This window comes from Bacillus sp. RCC_6_1, assembly GCF_041360755.1.
Taxonomy (GTDB): Bacteria; Bacillota; Bacilli; order Bacillales; family Bacillaceae_G; genus Bacillus_A; species Bacillus_A cereus.
This window is the reverse complement of the sequence record NZ_JBFUPV010000001.1, coordinates 819,242-842,408: the sequence shown is the minus strand read 5'-3', so window position 1 is coordinate 842,408 and position 23,167 is coordinate 819,242. Positions and strand designations below refer to the sequence as shown.

The following is a 23,167-nucleotide window of genomic DNA, read 5'->3' as shown; positions in this document are numbered from 1 at the left end:
GCCGAAAAATGTCTATCAAAAAATCTTTGCATGAATGCATGGATTGTCTAAAATGAATATAAGTTTCTGAATATTTATAAAATTTAGTCTTTAGGTATGCAAGGGGTAAGTGTATTTTAAGTAAGAGAGGGGATCGGTTAATGAAACGAGACGATACGTCAGCACGTAAGTTGCAAAATGAGGTGAATTATACAGAGGTCGTTCAGTCGGAAGAATTTCAATTGTTATTAAATACGAAAAAGAAGTTTATCATTCCAATGAGTATTTTCTTTTTTAGTTTTTTTATCGCATTACCTATTCTAACATCGTATTCAAAGGTGCTTAATACACCTGCATTTGGAGACGTTACATGGGCGTGGGTATTTGCTTTTTCCCAATTTATTATGACATGGGCACTATGTATGATTTATAGCAAAAAAGCAGAATCATTTGATGAAATCTCCCGAAAAATTTTGCAAGATATGCAAAAAGGGAGGGGCTGAACTTGAATACTACTGCATTTGCACTATTTTTAATTATTGTTCTTGGTACGCTCGTCATAACCTATTTTGCATCGAAAAAAACGAAAAATGCGAGTGAATTTTATACGGCTGGAGGGGGATTAACTGGTTGGCAAAATGGTCTGGCCATTGCTGGAGATTACATGTCTGCTGCTTCATTTCTCGGTATAGCTGGAGCAATCGCATTAACTGGGTTTGATGGATTCTTTTATAGTATCGGTTTTTTAGTTGCTTATTTAGTTGTACTATATCTTGTTGCAGAACCGCTTAGAAATTTAGGAAAGTACACTTTGGCGGATATGATTGCAGCACGCTTTGACGCGAAAAAAGTTCGCGGAGTTGCAGCTCTTAATACGATGACGATTTCTATCTTTTATATGATTGCACAATTAGTTGGCGCGGGTGCACTTATTAAATTATTATTAGGGATTGAATATACGACATCTGTATTAATCGTTGGAACACTTATGACGGTGTATGTTATTTTTGGTGGTATGACAGCAACGAGCTGGGTACAAATTGTAAAGGCTGTATTACTTATGGCCGGTACGTTTATTATTTCTGTTATCGTTTTCGCAAAATTCAACTTCAGCGTGACTGAAATGTTTGCCCAAATGAAAACAGCTACACCATTAAAAGATTCATTTTTAAATCCAGGTGTAAAGTATAAGGATGGCCTTGATACACTTTCTTTAAATTTAGGACTAGTACTTGGTACAGCTGGATTACCACATATACTTGTCCGCTTTTTTACAGTACGTGATGCAAAAACTGCACGTCAATCTGTCGTATATGCGACATGGTTAATTGGTGCATTTTATATTATGACGATTTTCTTAGGATTTGGTGCGGCAGCGTTTGTAGGAAATGAAGCGATTATTAAAGCGAACCCAGCGGGTAATATGGCAGCACCTTTATTAGCCAAAGCGTTAGGTGGAGACTTCTTATTTGCTTTCGTATCAGCAATTGCTTTTGCAACAATTTTGGCTGTAGTGGCAGGTCTCGTATTAACGGCAGCATCAGCATTCGCTCATGATTTTTATAATGAGATCATTCGCAAAGGGAAATCATCGGAAAAAGAGCAAGTATCTATGGCTCGGTATGCATCTATTGGAGTAGCGATATTATCTATCATACTTGCATTATTTGCCCAAACATTAAACGTAGCATTTTTAGTATCATTAGCATTTGCAGTTGCAGCGAGTGCAAATCTACCAGTGATTTTATTTACAATATATTGGAAGCGTTTTAATACAACGGGTGCTATTTCCGGTATGATTGTAGGGCTCGTATCAGCAATTGTTCTCGTAGCGTTGAGTCCGAATGTTTGGAACCCTGTAGCTGGAAAAGCTATTTTTGTTGGGGAAGCGATATTCCCATATACGACACCAGGAATTATTTCAATTCCGCTCGGATTTCTTGCAGCATATTTAGGAACTGTTTTATCTAGTAAGAAAGAAGATGCAGCGAAATTTGATGAAATTCTTGTGAAATCTAATACTGGTCACGGTATTAGTGATGCGTCTTCACATTAAATAAAAGAGGAGCTTTTCGATAGATAAGAAAAGCTCTTTTTTCTTTTGTCATTTTCTTGTAAATATTACTGATTTGTAAGTAGGATTTGTCTTAATTTTGTGGAATGAAAATAGCAGGGAGAAATTTAAGTCATCATGGCACCAGCGCAGCTTTTGTGAAAAATAAGTTGTTATGGAAGGTGGAAGTAATGATGAAAACGAAGCAAACTGATGAATTATTAGCAAAAGATGAGCAATATGTTTGGCACGGAATGCGTCCCTTTAGTCCAAATAGTACAATGGTAGGGGCAAAAGCTGAAGGGTGCTGGGTTGAAGATATACAAGGAAAAAGATATTTAGATGGTATGAGTGGTCTTTGGTGTGTGAATAGTGGATATGGAAGAAAGGAGCTCGCAGAAGCGGCTTATAAGCAATTACAAACATTATCATACTTTCCAATGTCACAATCTCATGAACCAGCTATAAAGCTCGCTGAAAAATTAAATGAGTGGCTTGGGGGAGAGTATGTTATTTTCTTCTCAAATAGTGGTTCAGAAGCGAACGAAACAGCTTTTAAAATAGCAAGGCAATATTATGCGCAAAAAGGTGAACCACATCGTTATAAATTTATGTCACGTTATCGTGGGTATCACGGGAATACAATGGCGACAATGGCAGCGACGGGACAAGCGCAGCGTAGATATCAATATGAACCGTTTGCTTCAGGCTTTTTACACGTAACACCACCGGATTGTTACCGTATGCCTGAAATTGAAGGGCAGCATATTTATGATGTAGAATGTGTGAAAGAAGTCGATCGTGTTATGACGTGGGAATTAAGTGAAACAATTGCCGCTTTTATTATGGAACCAATTATTACAGGCGGGGGCATATTAATGCCACCACAAGACTATATGAAAGCTGTTCATGAAACGTGTCAAAAACACGGTGCCTTGCTTATTAGTGATGAAGTAATTTGCGGTTTCGGACGTACAGGAAAAGCATTTGGATTTATGAATTATGATGTGAAGCCAGATATTATTACGATGGCAAAAGGGATTACGAGCGCATATTTACCATTATCTGCAACAGCTGTGAAAAAAGAAATATATGAAGCATTTAAAGGGAAGGGAGAGTATGAATTCTTCCGACATATTAATACATTTGGTGGAAATCCAGCAGCTTGTGCATTAGCCCTTAAAAACTTAGAGATTATGGAAAATGAAAATTTAATTGAGCGATCTGCGCAAATGGGTTCCCTTTTATTAGAGCAACTAAAAGATGAAATTGGGGAACATCCGCTTGTTGGGGATATTAGAGGAAAAGGTCTATTAGTTGGAATTGAATTAGTAAATGATAAAGAGACGAAAGAGCCAATTGATAACGACAAAATCGCAAGTGTCGTAAATGCTTGTAAAGAAAAAGGGCTTATTATAGGACGAAACGGTATGACGACAGCAGGATATAATAACGTTTTAACATTAGCGCCGCCGCTTATTATTTCAAGTGAAGAAATTGCCTTTGTTGTTGGAACTTTGAAGACGGCGATGGAACGTATTTAATAAATAGAGAGAGGAGCGAGCTGTAATATAAGGCTCGCTTTTGTTTTTTAGTAGGAGGGGACTTTTAATGGAGAAATATGATCCTAACAAACATTATCACATCGGATATTATGAAGACGGATATGATTTAGAAGTGACGGCGTACAAAAGAATAAATGAACCAGTTTGGGATGCTTATCTTCCGCACTATGAGGTAGACGATTTTTACAAAAAAGTGGAGAAAATGAAGCTAGGTGAATATATAGATGACTATGGTATTAAAGTATATTCATTTAGTAATGACATCGATGATGAAGAAGCACGAACTATTTTTGAAAACTGGTTAAAAACGAATGGAATTGTTTAAAGATAAAATGAAAAAGGAGATTACTATCTTGTAAGATAGTAATCTCCTTTTCTTATTCTTATAGTAAATTTACTTACTTGCTTTCATTGCTTTATCTTTTGCACCAAAAGTGTATTTTAACATTGGTGGTGTAATCATTGTAGTTAAAATAACGACAATAACGATTGCTGTAAAGTAATCTTGTGCCAATAGACCTGAAGAAAGTCCTGTTCCTGCAATGATAAGTGCAACTTCACCACGAGAAACCATACCAGAACCGATAATTGCAGAAGACTTAGCATCAAATCCAGTCATGCGTGCACCAACACCACAACCAATTAGTTTCGTTAATACAGCGATTACTGTTAATGCTAAGATGAACCAAATTTGATTGCCAATACCGTCAAATGTAATATTCATACCGATACTAACGAAGAATACTGGAACGAACATAGCGTAAGCAATTGGTTCTACTTTCTTTTCTACTTCATGTTTGTAGTTTGTTTGAGAAATTGCAATACCAGCAGCGAAAGCACCGATAATACCAGCAATTCCTAATAGTTCGCCGAAATATGCGAATGAGAAACAGATGATAAGAGCTGCGCTCACGATAGACTCAGATACGCGCAGTGGTGACAACCAACGCATAATTGCTGGAACACCTTTCCATCCAATTAAAATAATAGAAGCGAAGAATACTACTTTCTTCAAGATAATCATTGTTAAGTTAACATCATCAGTGCCTAAGAAGCTCATTGCGAATGCTAATAAAATAACAACAAGAATATCATCAAATACAGCGGCTCCAAGCATCGTCGTACTTTCACGTGTTTTCATTTTACCTAAATCACGAAGTGTTTGTACGGAAATACTAACACTTGTCGCACATAGAAGTAATCCTAAGAATACAGCGTTTCCTTGTTCCATTCCCATAACAAGGCCGGAAACGTAACCACCTACGAATGGAAGAATAATACCTCCGAGTGCAACTGCTAAAGAAGAATTACGATTGGCGTTTAATTCTTCTAAGTCTGTTTCAAGTCCAGCCATAAACATTAGAAGAATAACCCCGACATTACTTAATTGAGTTAGAAGCTCTGAATTTTCAATCCAACCTAATACAGCTGGACCGATAACGATACCGACAATTAATTTACCTAGTACAGAAGGTTGACCTAATCTAACACTAAGATCACCAGCAAGCTTTGTACTTAATAAAATAAGTGCGATTTGAAAGAAAAATTCGAATTCCATCTGATCCTCTCCTCATCATTTTTAGTTTTATCATACGATTTCTCGGAATTTGCCTAATGAAAATATGTAAAACCCATTAAACAAAAGGGTCTGATTACGAGTTCTTTTGAACTTGTAATTTGAACCTGTAATTAATATATAATATATTTTGCAAAAAATCAATGAAAAAATGGGAGCTTTTTTAGAGAGAGACGGTGTTATTAGAGATATACATATAAGAATAGTGTGTGAATTTTTATATGTATGAAATAGTATGAAGTCCTTTTTCATTACAAATAATAAAGCCTAAATGCTATTTCACGAATTATAAATGTGAAAAGGAGGTTTTATCATTTGAATTCATTAAAAAATAACTTGTCTATTGTTGCTTTAGGTGGAGTAAATGAAATAGGAAAAAATATGTATGCTATCCAATATGAAAATGATATTGTCGTCATTGATTGTGGATTTAAATTTCCAGATGAAAGTTTATTAGGGATTGATTTAATAATTCCAGACGTCACATATTTGCAAGAAAATAAAGAAAAAATTCGCGGTTTAGTAGTAACGCACGGGCATGAGGACCATATTGGCGGAATACCATATTTTTTAAAACAACTAAATGTACCAATCTATGCAACAAAGTTAACGTTAGGTTTAATTGAAATTAAATTAAAGGAACACAATCTTCAAAATGATACGGAATTAATCGTTATTCATTCAGAATCAGAAATTGATTGTGGTTCTATTAAGGCAACCTTTTTTAAAACGAACCACAGTATTCCGGATTGTCTCGGTATTGTTTTTCATACACCAGAAGGTACTGTAGTACATACAGGTGATTTTAAATTTGATTTAACACCAGTAAATAATCAACATCCTGATATTCATAAAATGGCTAAAATAGGAAGTGAAGGTGTACTAGCTTTATTATCTGAAAGCACAAATGCAGAACGCCCAGGTTTTACTCCATCAGAAAGGTCAGTAGGAGAACGGGTAGAGGAAATATTTATGAAAGCAAATAGAAAAGTAATTATTTCTACATTTGCTTCTAATGTGAATCGTGTTCAGCAAATAGTTGAAGCTTGCATAAAAACAAATCGAAAATTGGCTTTGCTCGGGAGAAGTATGGTAAATGTAGTAGAAGTTGCTCTAGAGAAAGGTTATTTACATATTCCAGAAGGTATGTTAATTGAAGCAAATGAGGTAAATCGTTTAGATCCAAAGCAGGTTGCAATACTTTGTACAGGAAGTCAAGGAGAACCGATGGCAGCTTTAGCGCGTTTAGCGAGTGGAAACTATAGACAAGTTGATGTTTTACCAGAAGATACGGTTATTATAGCCGCGACTCCGATTCCGGGAAATGAACGTAACGTTTCAAGAATTGTAGATAATCTATTTGCTTTAGGAGCAAAAGTAATTTATGGATCAGGTAGTTCTACTGGAGTCCATGTATCTGGTCATGCGTATCAAGAAGAATTGAAATTAATGCTCACTTTAATGAAACCTAAATATTTTATCCCAATTCATGGAGAGTTTAGAATGCTACATCACCATAGTTTGTTAGCAGAATCAATTGGTATTGAAAAGGAAAATATCTTTATCGTACGTAATGGAGATGTTGTAGATATAAGTAATGAAGTGGCAATTCAATCTAGAAGAATACAGGCAGGAAATATATATGTAGATGGATTAGGAATTGGAGATGTTGGAAATGCATTATTACGTGATCGTAAACAACTTTCAGAAGATGGAATGCTCGTTATAGTTATTACTTTTAATAAAGTGGATGGAGAAATAATTTCAGGTCCTGATATTATTTCTCGTGGATTTGTCTATGTTCGTGATTCAGAAGAATTTTTAAGAGAATTAAATAAATTAGCTGTTATTACAATTAATAATTTAAAGAAAGAGAATGTGAATAGCTGGGGTATTTTGAAAAGGGAGGTAAGAGAAGCGTTAGGGAAGTATATATATACAAATACAAAACGAAAGCCGATGATTCTTCCTATAATAATAGAGGTTTAATAGTAAAAAAAGAATTCTCGTATGGGAATTCTTTTTTGTTTTGAAGACAAAATGAACATATAATGAAATAAATAGAAATGGAAGGAAATAAAAGATGTTATTAAATAAACGTTTTACAATTGGAGAAATGGCAAAAATGCATAATATCGCAGAATCTACATTAAGGTATTATGATGAAAAAGGAATTTTTCATCCGTCCATTGTTGATCCTCAAACGAATTATCGTTATTATACAATCGATCAATTTTCACTATTAGATACGATTAAGTTTTTACGCCAATTAAACATTCCATTAAAGGAAATTAAAAAATATATTGATGAAAGAAATCCAGCATACGCACTCAATTTACTGGAAAAACAACAAGAGATGATGCTGAAGAAACAAAGAGAAATTGAGTATGCTTTGGCGAAAATGGAGCATAGAATTCATTTAATTAAGGAAGCAACAAAAGCAAAAGCTGAACAAATGGTAATAAAAGAGATCCCGCAGCGAAAAATAACAGCTATTGCGGTTGCCCCGAATACGACGGATGATATGTTTGAGTACTACATTCATTCGTTGCAAAAAAATATGAGGCAAATGGATGATAGCTTATTTTCTGGAGATATTGGTGTAACTGTTGCGAAAAAAGGGTTAATGCAAAATGAGTTTCAAGCATATAGCAGTGTATTTATTCTTTTGGATTATATGCCTTTTGAAGTACAGAGTTCAGATGAAATTAAAGAAGGTATGTTTGCCTGTGTATATCATCATGGGCCATATGAAGAAACTGATGAAACATATAAGAAGCTAATGAAATATATTGATCAAGAAGGATACGAAATAAGTGGAGATGCAATTGAGATTGCATTAATTGATTGGTCTGTAACAGAAGATCCTGAGGAGCAAGTAACAGAAATTCAAATTCCTATAATGAAAAAACAAAGCAATAAGTTATAGGACTCGTATAATTACAAATGAGCATCAAACGCGATAATTAAGTCACCTATTTTTTAATTCTCTATTGACCTTAAAGTTACTTGAAGGTTTAAACTAAGAAAAGAGAGTTGAAAAAAAGGAGCATATTAGAGTATGGAAGCAACAGAAAAATTAAGAGAAAAACCAATTAAAAGCTTATTTATTTCTTATTTAATACCAGCAGTTCTTGGAATGGTATTAATGTCAGTGAATATTGTAATTGACGCGGTTATGATTAGTAGAGGAGTTGGGGCGAACGGTTTAGCAGGAGTGAACGTGGCTATTCCAGCCTTTTCGATTTTCTTCTCTATTTCATTATGGATCGGAATGGGCGGGGCAACGTTATACTCCATTGCATTAGGTGAAAATAAACGAGAAAGAGCAAGGTCTATTTTTACTCAATCAATGACGGTAGCAGTTGTTATCGTAGGGATTTTAGCAGCGATTTGCTTATGGAGAATAGAAGATTTAGCATACTTATTTGGTGCAAACGAAGTGATTCTACCATATGCGTTAGACTATTTACACGTATTATTAACATTTGGAATGATATACGTTTTAGAAAATATTTTAAGTACATTTATACGAAATGATGGAAATCCTAATTTAGCAATGGCTGGTCTTGTTGTAACGGCTGTATTAAATATAGTGTTTGACTATATCTTTATTTTTATCTTTGGATGGGGCGTAACAGGTGCTGCCTCAGCGACTATTCTTTCGGCAGCGATTGGTTTCCTTGTATTATTAACCCATTTCTTTAGAAAAAGTAGTATTTTAAAGTGGACGAAATTTCATTTTGAATGGGATACTGTCAAACAAATTATGGTGATTGGTTTCCCAAGTTTTACAGCAGAAAGTACGGTTGCAATCGTAACGATTGGTTTTAATATCGCATTTGTCCAATATGCAGGAGAAGTAGGAGTAGCTTCCTATGCGATGGTGAATAGTATTCATGCAATGACATTACTATTATTCTTTGGTGTTGGAGCAGCATTACAGCCAATTGCTAGTTTCCATTACGGGGCAAATTTATCAGAGAGACTTCGTGAAGGATTGAAGTTTGCTGTGAAAATTGCAGTTGTCCTTGGAGGCGTTGCGATAATTGTCGGATTATTCTTCGGGAAATATATCATTGGTTTATTTGATGTTCAATCTCCAGAATTATTGGAGTTAACCTTAACAGGTATTAGTTTATTCTTTATCCAATACGTATTTTTAGGTTATAACATTGTGTATGGAGAGTACTTCCAATCAGTGCGACAAACGAAGAAATCAGTACTTATTATAATGAGCCGAGGATTACTATTTATTATTCCATTGTTATGGATTATGCCGAAACTATTTGGTATAAATGGAATTTGGCTCGTTATGCCAGTTGCAGAAGTAATGACAGCGATTATCGTATTTACGATGAATCGTATGAAACATCCTGTTCCATTAAATATGGCAGGAGAGAAAGAAGCGATATGATAAAAAATCCCCTTAAGCAATTAAGGGGATTTTCTTATTCCTTTAAACTAATAGCAAAAGATCCATCCGTTTCTTGAACAGAAGCAAAGGCAACGTTTTTAATATTTGTAATTCCTTTTTCTTTTAATTCTTTATATAACCATTTTTCATCTTTATGTATTAACTTTAAGTTATCATATTGAATTTGTGAATCGACGATAAGTGCAATTGGTAATCCAGCATACTTAACATCTATGTTTAAATCTTTTGGAGTTAATGGTACAAGTTCTCTTTTTGGTAAAATACTAATAGCGCCGTTCGCTTCTAAAATAGCGTATTCAATTTCATGAACACTTGGATATCCTGCAACGCGAAGATTAGAAAGCAGTTCTGCAATGGGGTATCTACTTTTTTGTAAGTTCTCAAAAATAATATCACCATGTTTAATTAAAATGATAGGGTGTCCGAGAATAAAACGATTTAGTTTGTTGAATAGGCTTAATTTTGTAAGGAGTAAATGTAAACATGTGATAACAACCATACCGAGAAATGCTTGTAAAGCACCAGAGACGGGTATGGCCTGGAAAGCTAAATAAGATAAAAAAATTATAGCCCCAAAATCATGAGGAGTTAGTTGCGCTAACGCGGATTTACCGAGTAACTTAAGCGATAGCAAAAATAAGATGAAAAAGAACGACACGTTACATAAAAAGAGAAGCAATAGAGACACTCCTTCGTGTAAAGTTGTACTTACTATTCCCGAAAGTAATATAAATATTACCTTTCAGAGGATAAAATAGGGTTTATTGGAATTTGTCTGTATACAAACAAATAAATGGATATTATCATGAAGGAAGTAAAAGAAAATAGGAGTATATGAATATGAGAAAGAAGAAAATAATGAAGGGCATTTTAGTTGTTATAATAATTTGCGCCGTGTATGCGGGGTTTTTACAATATCACATTTATAAGCATGGGCATATGAATGCAACATACGATGCTGATTACATAATTGTACTAGGATCGAAAGTAAATGGGACGAAACCATCTTATTCATTGCAATATCGTATTGATAAAGCAGCTGAATATTTAAAATCACATGAGAAAACAATCGCTATCGTATCTGGAGGACAAGGAAAAGGCGAAGACATTTCAGAAGCATTAGCAATGAAACAAGGACTAATAAAACAAAATATCGCAGAAGACCGCATTATAATGGAGGACAAATCTACGAGTACAGATGAGAATATTACATTCTCAAAACCGTTAATTCCAGCCGATATGAAAAAAGGTATGATCGTAACAAACGATTTTCACATGTTTAGAGCGAAAAAAATAGCGGCCAAACAAGGTTTACAATTAGAAGGTCTTCCGGCAAAAACACCGAAACCAATCATCATTCCATCGAATGTACGAGAATATTTAGCAATTACACAGTATTGGTTTATGAATCGAATATAGTGAAAGTGATCCCGTCTGAAACTCAGGCGGGATTTAGTTTGAGGAAAATCTTACAAATATGTCACGTTCGTGAAAGGTAAAGCGATAGTTTCTAGAATGATTTCCTGACATAATGAAGGTAACAAAAACTATTTAGAGGTGAATCGGATGAAAGGAAATAATATTTTATCTTCGTTATGTTACTTTAGTATCTTTTTTGCACCATTTTTACTACCAATTATCGTGTACTTTGTTGCAGAAGATGAAGTGAAGTATCACGCGAAAAAAGCATTTTGGTCACATGTTTTCCCATACGCAATCTTATTTGGAGGACTAGCAGTATCAGGCATGTACGGTTTAGGTTTCAATCAATCTGACGGTGCTGGAATTGGAATGGCTATCACATATGCAGTGTTCATTCTTGTAGGAATTTACTACTTCATTTGGAATATCGTAAAAGGTATTAAAGTTTTGAAAACGGCGTAAAAAGATAATTATAATTTCATTTACCGTATCGATAAACGTTTTAAAAAAGGGCAATTCAAAAAGAATTGCTCTTTTTGTGCTTATAAGTTGTGAAAATTGAAAAAGATATGTTAATTTTTCATTATGAAGAGAAAAAAGGAGTGATTTTCATGAATGAGATCATACATAAGATGGAGCAACATGTTTCAGTTCGTAAATATAAAGAAGAATCAATTCCGAAAGATGTAGTAGAAAAGATGGTGCATGCTGCGCAACATGCAGCTTCATCACATTTTGTACAGGCGTATTCTGTTATATATGTAACAGATCAGGAATTAAAGGCTAAACTAGCAGAGCTATCCGGAAATCGCCATGTGAAGGACTGTGCAGCATTTTTTGTTTGTTGTGCAGATTTAAAACGACTTGAAATTGCATGTGAAAAACATAGTACAGAGATAAAGCATGAGGGAGTAGAAGACTTTATCGTTGCGACGGTAGATGCTTCACTTTTTGCGCAAAACTTAGCACTAGCAGCAGAATCGTTAGGATACGGTATTTGTTATATTGGTGGTATTCGTAATAATCCGAGAGAAGTGAGTGAACTGCTTCATTTACCGGATAAAGTATATCCTGTATTCGGAATGACAGTCGGTGTACCAGATGAAGAACATGGAGTTAAACCACGTTTACCAGTAGCAGCAGTTCTTCATGAAAATGGATATGATGAACAAAAATATGATGAATTACTAAACGAATATGATGAAACGATGAACGCGTATTATAAAGAAAGATCATCAAACAAGAAAAACGTAACATGGACGGAATCAATGAGTTCGTTTATGTCTAAAGAAAAAAGAATGCATATGAAAGAGTTTTTAAGTGAAAAAGGATTAAATAAGAAGTGAGTAAAGAGGCAAACCTGTGATGCAGGTTTGCCTTTTTGAGAAGGAAAAATACCTAAGGCCAGAAAGTTGTTTATTCTTTCTGAACTTAGGTATTTTGTTTGTTATCATGTACATAGAAATAAAAATTAATAATTTTTTACAAAAGTGATAGAAAATGAGAATGAAATGCCAATAGTAAGTAAAAGCGGCATAATAGCCGCTTTTTATCGTTTTATTTAGTATTTGATTTGAAATATTTTCCTTATGAAAGAAAGATTATTGCTAATTGTAAACTGTCAATAAAGTTATTTAAGTTTTGATATGGAATACCCCGCCGGAAAATACAGCAATAATTTCGTTTGAACATATCTGTTATTGCACGATCTAAAGCATCTTCTATAACAAGTTCAAACTTTCAATAAGAAGATAACCCCCTGTACAACTTAAAAGAATGTACGTAAATATTTTAAAAATCCGTTGATTAAGCCATTTAAAAATAATTTGACCTATAAACAAACCTAAAAATACAATTGGAATGGCATAAAAACTTGATTCCCAAATGGTTTTGTTTGTGCCAGTAAAGAGTATTTGAGTTACTAGACTAATGAAATATATAAACAGATAAAAAGCTAATGTAGTTGCTCTTAACTTCTCTTTTTCAGTATTAGTTCCTGTAAAATAAAGTAACAGGGGTGGACCTGGCATACCGATACTTGTCGTTAAAAGACCAGATAATCCGCCAGCTATGAAATCTCTAGATTGTGTTGATCTAACCTTAACGTTGCATATTAGCAACAATGTTAATAGTAAGAGTAGGATGCTAACTGCTAATTTAAAAGTGTTTATGTTAACGGAAATGAAAATTAAAATGCCAAAAGGAACACCAACTATACTTCCAAAAATAAACCTTTTCAGTAGAACAAAATCAACGTCCATTCTTATTTTCCAAATGAGTGAAATGGAGATAATTAAAGATAAAATAATGTTTATTTGTATAGCTTCTTGTGGTAGAAATAACATAAGTAAGAAAGGGGTTGCCATTATGGAAAAGCCAAAACCTGTACTTGCTTGCAGAATAGAAGCCACTAATATAATACATATGAAAAAGAATGTGATACCCAAAACAGCCCTCCTATTTAATCAAGTTTAACTAGTTAAAGTCTATTATTTAAGTGCAATGTTTCACAAACTTATTTGTATTTTAACATAAATATCTAGTTTTTTCTCAAATAGTGTTGCCATATAAGGCTCTTTAACTAAAAAATCTGACTTGTATTTTTAAACAATTTTATTATGGGGAAACAAATAATGAATGGGATCAAAATGTATTGATTATCATTAAATTATTCACTGAGATCCCCGCGATAAAACAAGAACAGCCATATAAAACTTACAAAAATACAGCATGTAGCTAATAAACAGCCAATCATTTGAGGAGAAAGAATTTCTAACAGCCCTCCTGTAAAAAACATCGATAACTGAATAAGAGATCCGTAAATGGAATAATGGAATGAAAAAACTTTACCTATCATATTTTCGTGTGTGTAAGTTTGAAGTAATGTCGTATCAAGTGGAACGATGATTCCTCCTGCTATGCGCATACAGAATAAAGTAATGATACCGATAATAAGTTGATCGGATAGAATGAATCCGAGAAAGAAAATTCCTTGTAATAAGTAGGCCCAACCGAATACTTTTTTCATTTTTTCTTTATTATGGGATATATAAAGATTAACGAGAAGGCTTCCTATCATAAGCCCAGCCCCTTGAACCGTATATAAAATCCCAATGTTCGTATGGAAAATTTTTTCGGCATAGATCGTTAGAAGTAGTTGATAAGCACCTCCAATAATCCCCCATGAAATGCCGACAAGAATTAATGTTAAAATGATTTTTGTTTGTAATATGTATGTATAACCACCTTTTATATCAGTGAAAAATGCTTTCTTCTTGTTACAAGTATCATGAGCAGGAATACTCATGTTATAAATAAAATAGGCTGAAATAAAGTATGATAGGCTATTTACTAAAAAAGCGAACTCAATATGTAAAGATTGTGCAATTACTCCGCCCAAAGAAGCCCCCATAATAGACATAAAACCATTAATTGTACTAGAAAGAGAGTTAGCAGTTACGAAATGATTTTGGTGTACGATATTTTTTAGGGTTGCTTGTTTAGCCGGTTCAAATAAACAAGAAAGTACAGATAAACATATATTAGCAATGAAAATAATCTCAATTTTATAGCCTGCGAGTAAGTATGTAAGGACTAGAATTCCCCGTGTAATATCGGTAAAAATCATAATATTCTTTTTAGAGAAACGATCTACAATTCCGCCTATGAATGGACTAAGAAGAAGCTGTGGTAAACTTTTACTTATAAAAGTAAGTGCGATCATAAACGGCGATTCCGTTATGCTGTAGACAAATGTTAATAAAGCAACCGTATGGAACCAATCCCCAAGTACACTTAATGTTTGCCCATAAAATAGTTTATTGAAGTTTTTATTTGTTTTAAGAAGTGTGGAATAAGAAACTGACATAAATAGATTAATCCTTATGTAATGACGATGTTTGAATTTGTTCTTTCCACTCACTTAAATACACTTTTTCCGCTGTGGGAAGTCCAACAGGTAATTGTGCAATCAATTCTAAACTATTTCCATCAGGGTCGTTAAAGTATACGGCTGCATGTGCTAATTCCGGAAAAACAATCGGCTCAATTGGTTCCATTCCAAAGTCTTTTCGTGCTGAAATTCCTTTTTGATTTAGCCAATGAATCGCATTTTCTAAATCATGTAAACTTACTTGAAAGGCGATATGTCGTAAAGAGGGGTGATAATTCACTTTGTATTCTGTGCCTTCCCAAAGGCCGAGCCAACTCTCATTTTCTTTAATCCAAAAGAAAGCAATATTATCTCCTCTTTTATATAATTTTAGCCCTAGTGATTCATAAAAAGGTATTGATACTTTTAAGTTGCGGACAGGTAAATGTGCTTCGTAAAGACCTCTAATCATTGTAATCCCCCTTAGTAAAAATGTTTCTTATTCCATAGTAAACAATATGTTGCTAGTTGAAATCGCAAATAAGAGGGATATAAATTCATACGAAAGTATGAAAAAAAACAGCTCATATTTGAGCTGTTTTTCTATAGTTTTTAGTTCATTTTTCAAGGATAGGATATATTAATATCCGTATCCGCCGCCACCCCAACAGCTACATCCGATGATGATTAGAAGGATGAATAGTACGATAAGCAAAGCAAATCCACCGCCGAAACCAGCGCAACTTCCACCATAACTCATATGTTTTCCTCCTTTTTAGTAAGTTAATCTATATGGTTCATGGACTACTATATACAGTATGTTTTTTGTATAGAAAACGAGCCAGTCTCATTTATAATTAGACAAATGCCTGTAGATTCATTAGGATTGCATGTTAGTGATTTGTAAATAAACCTTTACGTAATTCATAATTTAGGCATAAAAAATAAAAAATTGTAAAAAAAACCATTTTCTTATTTTTTTATGAGAGAATATGTACTATAATTTTACAAGTAATATTATGGGAAAAGGGAGTTTTAGTATAGAGATGGAGATGGGACAATTAAAAAATAAAATAGAAAACAAAAAGAAAGAGTTAATTCAACTTGTTGCGAGACACGGATTGGATCATGATAAAGTTTTGTTATTTAGTCGTGATTTAGATATACTTATTAATAAGTTTATGAACATAAAAGACAAAGTGCATAAATAAAAAATTTATAGTTTTTTATATTAAGATGTTTCACAGAAAGGAGAGGACAGTAATTGGAACATTTACAGGAAGAATTGTATAAACAAATAAAAGAAGAAAAAGGTACAGTTACAATTTTCTTAAAGAGTGGCGTTAGAATAATAGGAGAAGTTGTTGGAGTGGATAAATTTACAGTTTTAATCTTAGTGGATGGAAAACAACAGCTTATTTATAAGCAGGCTATATCAACAATAATGAAATAAGACACTCTTGTTGAGTGTCTTATTTCATTATTGCTTGCATGCCTCAACATCAATGCCGGCAGCAATTAACTTCTTTTCTCCATCTTGTTCAATAATTTTTTGTAATTTAGATAAGAAAGAATCAAAGTTTGTATGCTTTGCTACTTGGAACGCCATTTTATGTTCAATTGGTAGCCACGTATCAATATCAGCTTCGTTATGCTGGATTTTTACCTCAAGTTTATCGAGTGCATTAGCAACTTTTGCTTCGTACGTTTCTTTCGCTTCAAACTCCATCCATAAGTCATATAATTCCTCGCCGAGAGAACCTGTTAACGTTTGTTTAATATTTAAAATAGCCTCCAGTTCATTTTTTTGTTTTTGTAGCTGTAATTCGTGACTATTCATTGTATCAAAAGCAGGAATATCACCAGCTTCGGCTTCGACTAGGTCGTGAATAATAACCATTTTAAGTAATTTCTCAATACTTACTTTTTGATCCAAATAAGGTTCAACTAAAATGGCCATTAGAGACATCCGCCATGTATGTTCGGCAACACTTTCTTGACGTCCGTTGGAAAGCCAGCTATGTCGCATTTCATATTTTAGTTTTTCTGCTAATGCAATGACTTGTAAAATGTTGTGTTCCATCGTGATCCTCCTCATTTATTCATACCATAATTCTAATATAGAAATGAAATGTGTCAATTTTATGAGTATATTGCGATAAACAGATGATAAGCGTATAATACATGTTATATGTGAAAACGTATTATTAAAATAAAAAAATGTTATATAAAAATGGAAAGGAAAGGGCAGAAATATGGGAGAGAAAAATCAAGTATTAGCTAGACCACAAAGAAGAAAAAGGAAGTTTGATATTTCTAGCCCAGTGGGCATTATAGTAGGTTTCATTATAGTGATAGCGGCAATTATGCTTGGTGGCGGTGGAATAAAAGCTTTCAAAAACTTTTTAGATATTTCATCTATTTTAATTGTCATAGGGGGAACAACAGCGACAATTGTTGTGGCATATCGATTTGGAGAAATAAAAAAATATACGAAAAGCATTTTTACTGTTTTACATAGAAGAGAAGAAGATTTAGAACAGTTAACGGATTTGTTTGTCGATTTTTCGAAAAAGTCTAAAAAGAACGGCTTGCTTTCTTTAGAGGTAGATGGTGAGCAAGTAGACAATCCTTTTATTCAAAAAGGAATTCGATTAATGTTAAGCGGTTACGATGAAGATGAATTAAAAGAAGTGTTATTGAAAGATATTGAAACGGAAGTGTATGAGTTAAGAAAAGGAGCAGCATTATTAGATAAAATTGGTGATTTTGCTCCAGCTTGGGGAATGATTGGTACGTTAATCGGTCTTATCATTATGCTCCAAAACTTACAAGATACATCGCAAATTGGTACAGGAATGGCAGTTGCGATGTTAACGACATTATATGGGTCTGTACTTGCGAATATGATTGCAATCCCTCTTGCGGAAAAAGTATATCGTGGTATTGAAGATTTATATACAGAGAAGAAGTTTGTAATAGAAGCAATTTCAGAATTGTATCGTGGACAAATCCCTTCTAAATTAAAGTTGAAACTGGATACATACGTATACGAAACAAAGGTAAAAAAGGTAAAAGGAGCAGCCTAATATTTCAAGGAGTGGTATGATGAGTAAAGGACCGCAAAAGGGGTCGCCTCGTTGGATGACGACTTTTACAGATTTAACGATGTTATTATTAACTTTCTTTGTATTACTAGTTGCTACATCAAAGCAAGATGCAGTAAAATTGTCAAAGATGCTTGAAAAGTTTAGTGATACGGGGCAAGTAGATGCAAAAGTAATGGAAAATACAATACCGGATATTTCACATGAAAAAAATGATGAAAAAATGATTTCAAAAAAGAGAATGGATGAATTATATAAGAAGTTAAAAGCATATGTAGATAATAATGGTATTAGTCAAGTGAATGTATATCGAGAGGATACAGGGGTAAGCGTCGTTATAGTAGATAATTTAATATTTGATACAGGCGATGCGAACGTTAAGCCCGAAGCGAAAGGGATAATAAGTCAATTAGTTGGATTTTTTCAATCCGTACCTAACCCAATTGTTGTAGAGGGACATACAGATAGTAGACCTATTCATAACGAGAAATTCCCTTCTAATTGGGAGTTATCTTCAGCACGAGCGGCAAATATGATTCACCATTTAATTGAAGTGTATAATGTGGACGATAAAAGGCTAGCTGCGGTAGGATATGCAGACACAAAGCCAATTGTACCAAATGATTCACCGCAAAACTGGGAAAAAAACCGTCGCGTTGTTATTTATATAAAAGAGTAGTATATTATTATTTTAATAATAAAATAATAAAAACACGAAAATTCTTTTAAAAAAATATTAAATTTTATCATTTTATTTTGTATAATGAGTGAGAATGATAAGGTGAAATATTAAGATATATTTATACATAGAAGGAGAGAATTAAAAAGAATGGCACATAAAATTTTAGTAGTAGACGATGCGATGTTTATGCGAACGATGATTAAAAACTTATTAAAAAGTAATGCTGAATTTGAAGTTATTGGCGAAGCAGAGAATGGGGTAGAAGCAATTCAAAAGTATAAAGAACTTCAACCTGATATTGTAACATTAGATATTACTATGCCAGAAATGGACGGGCTTGAAGCATTAAAAGAAATTATTAAAATTGATTCAAGTGCAAAGGTTGTTATTTGTTCTGCAATGGGACAACAAGGTATGGTATTAGATGCAATTAAGGGCGGGGCAAAAGACTTTATTGTAAAGCCATTCCAAGCGGATCGTGTAATTGAAGCTTTAACAAAAGTAGCAAATAGTTAATATAGAAGGGGTGCCACAAGGAATCAAAACAGTGATAGCGGATCGACGTGTGGCCCCCTTTTTTCTCATTGTAAAACACTAAATTGTTATACATAAATGAAATGTTTGTTAGACAGGTAGGGGATAAAAATGCAAACAGATCTATTAAATATATTTTTCGAAGAGTCAGAAGAACATTTACAGTCGCTAAATGAAAATGTGCTAGTGTTAGAACAAAATCCTGCTGATATGGATGTTGTAGGAGAAATATTCCGATCCGCTCATACATTCAAAGGTATGTCTGCGAGCATGGAATTTACGGAAATGGCTGATTTAACGCATAAGATGGAAAATGTGTTAGATGAAATTCGTCATGGAAATATAGTTGTAAATGCGGAAATTATTGATGTGATTTTTGAGTGCATTGATAATTTGGAGAAGATGGTTGCAGATGTGCAACAAGGTGGAATGGGCAATATTGATGTAGCCTCAACTAAACAGAAATTAGAAGCATTATTGAACGGCAATGTAGAAACTCCTACGGAACATATAGAGCAAAATCATATAGACACCGATGATGCAGTTTCGCATGAAGTGCATATAACAGTTGAACAGCAAGCAATTTTAAAAGCGGTACGTGCTATTATGTGTATTGAAGCATTGCAAAATGTAGGGAATATACAAAAAACAGCTCCGAGTATTGAAGAAATTGAAGCAGATGCTTTCGGATTTGAATTTACAGTATTTATGGATACTGATTGTAGTATAGAAGAATTGAAACAAGTAGTACTTCATGTTTCTGAAATTGAGAAAGTGGAAGTAAAGCAAGGAGAACCTATATCGAAGGAAGTAGCTTCTAAAAAAGTCGTTACACAAGAAGTTGTGCAAGTAGAAGGAAAGCTACAACCAGCTGTGGCTACGCAGGTAGAATCACCAATAGAGGCAACGAATCAACCTTCAAGTGCTATGCCAGCTAAAAGTACTACAAAAACGAAAAATGCTAAAGTGGAGAATCGTTCAATTCGTGTTCAATTAGAGAAAATCGAAAGATTAATGAATATGTTTGAAGAAAGTGTAATTGAACGTGGGCGCATTGATGAATTGGCTCAAACGATTCAAAACAAGGAGCTAATTGAACATTTAAATCGATTAGGCGATATTTCAAAAGATATTCAAAATGTACTATTAAATATGCGTATGGTGCCGATTGAAACTGTGTTCAATCGTTTCCCGCGTATGGTACGTATGTTAGCGAAAGATTTAGGGAAAAAAATCGATTTACAAATTACAGGTGAAGATACTGAAGTAGATAAAATTGTTATTGATGAAATCGGTGATCCGCTCGTTCATTTAATTCGAAATGCAATCGATCACGGTGTTGAAACTGTTGAAAAACGACGTGATGCAGGTAAAAATGAGACAGGTACGATTAAATTAGAAGCCTTTCATAGTGGAAATCATGTCGTTATTCAAATTACGGATGATGGAAACGGTATTAATAAAGGGAAAGTATTAGAAAAAGCGATTAAAAATGGCGTTGTAACTGAAGCGGATGCGAATAGATTAACAGATCGTGAAGTGTTTGATCTTATTTTCCAACCAGGATTTAGTACAGCTGAAGTTGTATCAGATCTTTCTGGACGCGGTGTCGGATTAGATGTTGTAAAACATACGATTCATAGTTTAGGTGGACATTTAATTATTGATTCTGAGGAAGGAAAGGGAAGTACATTTAGAATTGAACTTCCATTAACGTTGTCTATTATTCAATCTATGCTTGTTCAAACGAATGATAAGCGTTATGCTTTACCTCTTGGAAATATCGTTGAAGCAATTCGAATTAAGAGAGAAGACATCCAATCCTTACAAGGAAAAGATGTGTTAAATTATCGTAATCAAATTATTGAAGTGAAACATTTAAGTACTGTATTTGGTGAAAAAACAGTAGATGAGGCGTTTGCGTCATATGATGGTCAAATGGTTCCTGTGTTAATTGTTCGTAACACACATCGCAGCTATGGACTTATTGTAAACACAATTATCGGTCAAAGAGAAATAGTCTTAAAGTCATTAGGTGACTTCTTTGCAGAGAGTTCTAACTATTTCTCTGGTGCGACGATTCTCGGTGATGGACGAGTGGTCCTCATTTTAAACCCAGAAGGTTTATAATAGGAATGAAGGAAAGCTCCCCACTTGTATACAATTGGGGAGCTTTTTGGCTAATCGTTACGAATCTAATAATGGATACATAGTAACGTTTTATACTAATGAGTTTGCTAAAATAAGAGTTTATATTATTTGATAGAAAAACAGAAATGAGGAGGCAGGGAAAATGCCTGAGCAACACACAAAAGGGGATACGAGCACGATTGTGCTAGAAAAAGAAAATGAGCATTTAACGCCTCAAGAATGCGATATTCTTGGCGAAATTGCAAATATATCATTTGGTTCAGCTTCGACTGTATTATCAACAATTTTAAATAGGCAAGTAAGCATTACTGCTCCTCGTATAGAGTTGGTAGATTTATATGATTCAAGAGATGTCGAAGTTCCGCATGTTGTATTAAACATTCATTTTACAAAAGGATTAGATATGGAAAACCTCCTTGTCCTTAAGCAAGATGTTGCATTGTCCATTGCTGATTTAATGATGATGGGAACAGGTGAAGTGGAGGACGGAAAAGAACTTGGTGAATTAGAGCTAAGTGCTGTACAAGAAGCGATGAATCAAATGATGGGATTCGCAGCTACATCTATGTCGGAATTCTTCCAAGATACAGTAGATATGTCTCCGCCGACGATTAAAGTTGTAAAGTTATCAGAAGAAATGGAGAAAATCTCTGAAATCGATGGGAATCATACGATTGTTAAAGTATCGTTTGATTTAAAGATAGATAATCTTGTAAACTCTAAACTTGTACAAATTGTTTCAGTTGAGCATGCGAAACAAATGGTAAATAAATTAATGCAATTATCTGGTGGAGTAGAAGAAACAGACGAACCAGCAGAAGTAGTGGAAACTGAGATTGTAGAAGAACAAGTTGAAAAAGAGCATTTAACACAAGAAGAGAAAGATGTTCTTGGTGAAATTGCAAATATTTCAATTGGTTCCGCTTCAACAGTATTATCAACGCTTTTAAATCAGCCAGTTACAATTAGTACACCAAATGTGGAAGCAATCAATGTTCGTCATTATGATGGAGTACCAGTACCATTTGTTATTTTAAATGTCGACTTTGTTGAAGGACTAAAGAATGAGAATGTATTCGTATTTACGAAAGATGTTGCCTTAACAATGGTAGATTTAATGATGATGGGAACAGGGGAAGTTGACCCAGAAAAAGAGCTTACTGAATTAGAACTGAGCGGTATTAAAGAAATTATGAACCAAATGATGGGTCATGCTGCTACGGCGATGTCAGAAATGTTTCAAGAAAAAATGGACATGACGCCGCCAAATGTTAAATTTGTAACGTTAAAAGAAGAAATGGAATATTTGGGAGAGTCAATGGAAGTGGACGAACTCGTTCAAATTACGTTCAATCTTGAAATTGGCGATTTGCTTCAATCGAAGATGTATCAAATTTTGCCAATTTCCGAAGCGAAAGAAATGGTAAGGCGACTTCTGTATCCGATGGTGGAAGAAGAGATTGCCACAGAAGAAATTGAAGAAGAAAAAATTGTAGAACCAGTTGTGCAACCTATTGAATTTAAAGAAGTAAAACAAATGGAACCAGTATATATGGACACGTCCATTCTACAAAATGTAGAAATGAACGTGAAATTTGTATTTGGAAGTACAGTGAAAACGATTCAAGATATATTAAGTTTACAAGAAAATGAAGCAGTTGTACTAGATGAGGATATTGATGAACCGATTCGTATTTATGTAAATGATGTATTAGTGGCGTATGGTGAACTTGTAAATGTAGATGGATTTTTTGGAGTAAAAGTGACGAAATCACTATAAGGCATTGAA

General features: G+C 34.0%; 24 protein-coding genes. 17 read left to right on the top strand and 7 right to left on the bottom strand.

Going from position 1 to position 23,167, the window contains the following annotated elements; all coding sequences use genetic code 11:
* Nucleotides 1–140: 140 nt before the first annotated feature.
* From AB6801_RS04170 to AB6801_RS04155, 4 genes are all read left to right on the top strand, one after another.
* Complete coding sequence (locus tag AB6801_RS04170) at nt 141–482, top strand: DUF485 domain-containing protein (protein ID WP_000817366.1); 342 nt, start codon at nt 141–143, stop codon at nt 480–482.
* Between the two features lie 2 nt (nt 483–484).
* Nucleotides 485–2,035 carry a solute symporter family protein gene (locus AB6801_RS04165; protein WP_001098233.1) on the top strand — a complete coding sequence of 517 codons (1,551 nt, stop codon included), beginning with the start codon at nt 485–487 and terminating at the stop codon, nt 2,033–2,035.
* 191 nt (nt 2,036–2,226) lie between these two features.
* Nucleotides 2,227–3,576, top strand: a complete 1,350-nt coding sequence (locus AB6801_RS04160; RefSeq protein ID WP_000850959.1) for an aspartate aminotransferase family protein — start codon at nt 2,227–2,229, stop codon at nt 3,574–3,576.
* Nucleotides 3,577–3,643: 67 nt separating this feature from the next.
* Nucleotides 3,644–3,922 (top strand): DUF3986 family protein, encoded by a 279-nt coding sequence (locus AB6801_RS04155; RefSeq protein ID WP_000417070.1) that lies wholly within the window; start codon nt 3,644–3,646, stop codon nt 3,920–3,922.
* Between the two features lie 69 nt (nt 3,923–3,991).
* Here the strand turns inward: AB6801_RS04155 and AB6801_RS04150 are convergent, their stop codons facing one another.
* A complete protein-coding gene (locus AB6801_RS04150) occupies nt 3,992–5,155 on the bottom strand; it encodes a cation:proton antiporter (RefSeq protein ID WP_000393892.1) in 1,164 nt (387 codons plus the stop codon).
* A gap of 333 nt (nt 5,156–5,488) precedes the next feature.
* Between AB6801_RS04150 and AB6801_RS04145 the strand changes: the two genes are divergently transcribed.
* From AB6801_RS04145 to AB6801_RS04135, 3 genes are all read left to right on the top strand, one after another.
* On the top strand, nt 5,489–7,162 hold the full coding sequence (locus tag AB6801_RS04145; RefSeq protein ID WP_370941035.1) for a ribonuclease J: 1,674 nt from the start codon (nt 5,489–5,491) through the stop codon (nt 7,160–7,162).
* A 94-nt stretch (nt 7,163–7,256) separates the two neighbouring features.
* Nucleotides 7,257–8,102, top strand: a complete 846-nt coding sequence (locus tag AB6801_RS04140; protein ID WP_000925910.1) for a MerR family transcriptional regulator — start codon at nt 7,257–7,259, stop codon at nt 8,100–8,102.
* A 132-nt stretch (nt 8,103–8,234) separates the two neighbouring features.
* A complete protein-coding gene (locus tag AB6801_RS04135) occupies nt 8,235–9,590 on the top strand; it encodes an MATE family efflux transporter (protein ID WP_000388390.1) in 1,356 nt (451 codons plus the stop codon).
* 34 nt (nt 9,591–9,624) lie between these two features.
* On the opposite strand, the gene AB6801_RS04130 is transcribed toward AB6801_RS04135, so the two are convergent.
* A complete protein-coding gene (locus AB6801_RS04130; RefSeq protein WP_000923922.1) occupies nt 9,625–10,290 on the bottom strand; it encodes a DUF421 domain-containing protein in 666 nt (221 codons plus the stop codon).
* 161 nt (nt 10,291–10,451) lie between these two features.
* Here AB6801_RS04130 and AB6801_RS04125 point away from each other — a divergent pair, with 161 nt between their 5' ends.
* From AB6801_RS04125 to nfsA, 3 genes are all read left to right on the top strand, one after another.
* Nucleotides 10,452–11,030: a YdcF family protein gene (locus AB6801_RS04125; RefSeq protein ID WP_001227673.1), complete on the top strand. Its 579-nt coding sequence runs from the start codon at nt 10,452–10,454 to the stop codon at nt 11,028–11,030.
* A gap of 147 nt (nt 11,031–11,177) precedes the next feature.
* The gene (locus AB6801_RS04120) at nt 11,178–11,495 is read left to right on the top strand and encodes a magnetosome magnetite crystal formation protein family (protein ID WP_000678055.1); all 318 of its coding nucleotides are present in this window, start codon (nt 11,178–11,180) and stop codon (nt 11,493–11,495) included.
* Between the two features lie 149 nt (nt 11,496–11,644).
* Entirely contained in the window at nt 11,645–12,379 is a 735-nt protein-coding gene (gene nfsA, locus AB6801_RS04115) for an oxygen-insensitive NADPH nitroreductase (RefSeq protein ID WP_001002392.1), read from the top strand.
* Between the two features lie 375 nt (nt 12,380–12,754).
* On the opposite strand, the gene AB6801_RS04110 is transcribed toward nfsA, so the two are convergent.
* From AB6801_RS04110 to AB6801_RS04095, 4 genes are all read right to left on the bottom strand, one after another.
* Nucleotides 12,755–13,480, bottom strand: a complete 726-nt coding sequence (locus tag AB6801_RS04110) for a sulfite exporter TauE/SafE family protein (RefSeq protein WP_000513080.1) — start codon at nt 13,478–13,480, stop codon at nt 12,755–12,757.
* 221 nt (nt 13,481–13,701) lie between these two features.
* On the bottom strand, nt 13,702–14,901 hold the full coding sequence (locus tag AB6801_RS04105) for an MFS transporter (protein WP_000117062.1): 1,200 nt from the start codon (nt 14,899–14,901) through the stop codon (nt 13,702–13,704).
* Between the two features lie 7 nt (nt 14,902–14,908).
* A complete protein-coding gene (locus tag AB6801_RS04100; RefSeq protein ID WP_000617953.1) occupies nt 14,909–15,376 on the bottom strand; it encodes a VOC family protein in 468 nt (155 codons plus the stop codon).
* A 168-nt stretch (nt 15,377–15,544) separates the two neighbouring features.
* Entirely contained in the window at nt 15,545–15,664 is a 120-nt protein-coding gene (locus AB6801_RS04095) for a YjcZ family sporulation protein (protein ID WP_000120179.1), read from the bottom strand.
* A 232-nt stretch (nt 15,665–15,896) separates the two neighbouring features.
* On the opposite strand from AB6801_RS04095, the gene AB6801_RS04090 reads away from it, so the two are divergent.
* Together AB6801_RS04090 and hfq are read left to right on the top strand one after the other, a co-directional pair.
* Nucleotides 15,897–16,115, top strand: coding sequence for an aspartyl-phosphate phosphatase Spo0E family protein (locus tag AB6801_RS04090; RefSeq protein WP_000291688.1), 219 nt, complete (start codon nt 15,897–15,899; stop codon nt 16,113–16,115).
* 53 nt (nt 16,116–16,168) lie between these two features.
* Nucleotides 16,169–16,357: an RNA chaperone Hfq gene (hfq, locus tag AB6801_RS04085; RefSeq protein ID WP_000400664.1), complete on the top strand. Its 189-nt coding sequence runs from the start codon at nt 16,169–16,171 to the stop codon at nt 16,355–16,357.
* Between the two features lie 27 nt (nt 16,358–16,384).
* On the opposite strand, the gene AB6801_RS04080 is transcribed toward hfq, so the two are convergent.
* Nucleotides 16,385–16,987 (bottom strand): HD domain-containing protein, encoded by a 603-nt coding sequence (locus AB6801_RS04080; protein WP_097998933.1) that lies wholly within the window; start codon nt 16,985–16,987, stop codon nt 16,385–16,387.
* 172 nt (nt 16,988–17,159) lie between these two features.
* Between AB6801_RS04080 and AB6801_RS04075 the strand changes: the two genes are divergently transcribed.
* From AB6801_RS04075 to AB6801_RS04055, 5 genes are all read left to right on the top strand, one after another.
* Nucleotides 17,160–17,993 carry a flagellar motor protein MotP gene (locus AB6801_RS04075; RefSeq protein WP_000504185.1) on the top strand — a complete coding sequence of 278 codons (834 nt, stop codon included), beginning with the start codon at nt 17,160–17,162 and terminating at the stop codon, nt 17,991–17,993.
* 19 nt (nt 17,994–18,012) lie between these two features.
* Nucleotides 18,013–18,690: an OmpA family protein gene (locus AB6801_RS04070; protein ID WP_000033627.1), complete on the top strand. Its 678-nt coding sequence runs from the start codon at nt 18,013–18,015 to the stop codon at nt 18,688–18,690.
* A 150-nt stretch (nt 18,691–18,840) separates the two neighbouring features.
* A complete protein-coding gene (locus AB6801_RS04065; protein WP_000940568.1) occupies nt 18,841–19,209 on the top strand; it encodes a response regulator in 369 nt (122 codons plus the stop codon).
* A gap of 129 nt (nt 19,210–19,338) precedes the next feature.
* Nucleotides 19,339–21,357, top strand: a complete 2,019-nt coding sequence (locus tag AB6801_RS04060) for a chemotaxis protein CheA (protein ID WP_097999128.1) — start codon at nt 19,339–19,341, stop codon at nt 21,355–21,357.
* A 163-nt stretch (nt 21,358–21,520) separates the two neighbouring features.
* The gene (locus tag AB6801_RS04055) at nt 21,521–23,158 is read left to right on the top strand and encodes a flagellar motor switch protein (protein ID WP_097999129.1); all 1,638 of its coding nucleotides are present in this window, start codon (nt 21,521–21,523) and stop codon (nt 23,156–23,158) included.
* The last annotated feature ends 9 nt before the right edge of the window (nt 23,159–23,167 follow it).

What these genes read in the sequence shown, in the direction of transcription:
- AB6801_RS04060 (WP_097999128.1), top strand. Translation starts at nt 19,339, where the DNA reads ATGCAAACAGATCTATTAAATATATTTTTCGAAGAGTCAGAAGAACAT.
- AB6801_RS04170 (WP_000817366.1), top strand. Translation starts at nt 141, where the DNA reads ATGAAACGAGACGATACGTCAGCACGTAAGTTGCAAAATGAGGTGAAT.
- AB6801_RS04135 (WP_000388390.1), top strand. Translation starts at nt 8,235, where the DNA reads ATGGAAGCAACAGAAAAATTAAGAGAAAAACCAATTAAAAGCTTATTT.
- AB6801_RS04140 (WP_000925910.1), top strand. Translation starts at nt 7,257, where the DNA reads ATGTTATTAAATAAACGTTTTACAATTGGAGAAATGGCAAAAATGCAT.
- AB6801_RS04095 (WP_000120179.1), bottom strand. Translation starts at nt 15,664, where the DNA reads ATGAGTTATGGTGGAAGTTGCGCTGGTTTCGGCGGTGGATTTGCTTTG.
- AB6801_RS04100 (WP_000617953.1), bottom strand. Translation starts at nt 15,376, where the DNA reads ATGATTAGAGGTCTTTACGAAGCACATTTACCTGTCCGCAACTTAAAA.
- AB6801_RS04105 (WP_000117062.1), bottom strand. Translation starts at nt 14,901, where the DNA reads ATGTCAGTTTCTTATTCCACACTTCTTAAAACAAATAAAAACTTCAAT.
- AB6801_RS04075 (WP_000504185.1), top strand. Translation starts at nt 17,160, where the DNA reads ATGGGAGAGAAAAATCAAGTATTAGCTAGACCACAAAGAAGAAAAAGG.
- AB6801_RS04120 (WP_000678055.1), top strand. Translation starts at nt 11,178, where the DNA reads ATGAAAGGAAATAATATTTTATCTTCGTTATGTTACTTTAGTATCTTT.
- AB6801_RS04150 (WP_000393892.1), bottom strand. Translation starts at nt 5,155, where the DNA reads ATGGAATTCGAATTTTTCTTTCAAATCGCACTTATTTTATTAAGTACA.
- AB6801_RS04090 (WP_000291688.1), top strand. Translation starts at nt 15,897, where the DNA reads ATGTACTATAATTTTACAAGTAATATTATGGGAAAAGGGAGTTTTAGT.
- AB6801_RS04160 (WP_000850959.1), top strand. Translation starts at nt 2,227, where the DNA reads ATGAAAACGAAGCAAACTGATGAATTATTAGCAAAAGATGAGCAATAT.
- nfsA (WP_001002392.1), top strand. Translation starts at nt 11,645, where the DNA reads ATGAATGAGATCATACATAAGATGGAGCAACATGTTTCAGTTCGTAAA.
- AB6801_RS04155 (WP_000417070.1), top strand. Translation starts at nt 3,644, where the DNA reads ATGGAGAAATATGATCCTAACAAACATTATCACATCGGATATTATGAA.
- AB6801_RS04125 (WP_001227673.1), top strand. Translation starts at nt 10,452, where the DNA reads ATGAGAAAGAAGAAAATAATGAAGGGCATTTTAGTTGTTATAATAATT.
- AB6801_RS04070 (WP_000033627.1), top strand. Translation starts at nt 18,013, where the DNA reads ATGAGTAAAGGACCGCAAAAGGGGTCGCCTCGTTGGATGACGACTTTT.
- AB6801_RS04080 (WP_097998933.1), bottom strand. Translation starts at nt 16,987, where the DNA reads ATGGAACACAACATTTTACAAGTCATTGCATTAGCAGAAAAACTAAAA.
- AB6801_RS04055 (WP_097999129.1), top strand. Translation starts at nt 21,521, where the DNA reads ATGCCTGAGCAACACACAAAAGGGGATACGAGCACGATTGTGCTAGAA.
- AB6801_RS04065 (WP_000940568.1), top strand. Translation starts at nt 18,841, where the DNA reads ATGGCACATAAAATTTTAGTAGTAGACGATGCGATGTTTATGCGAACG.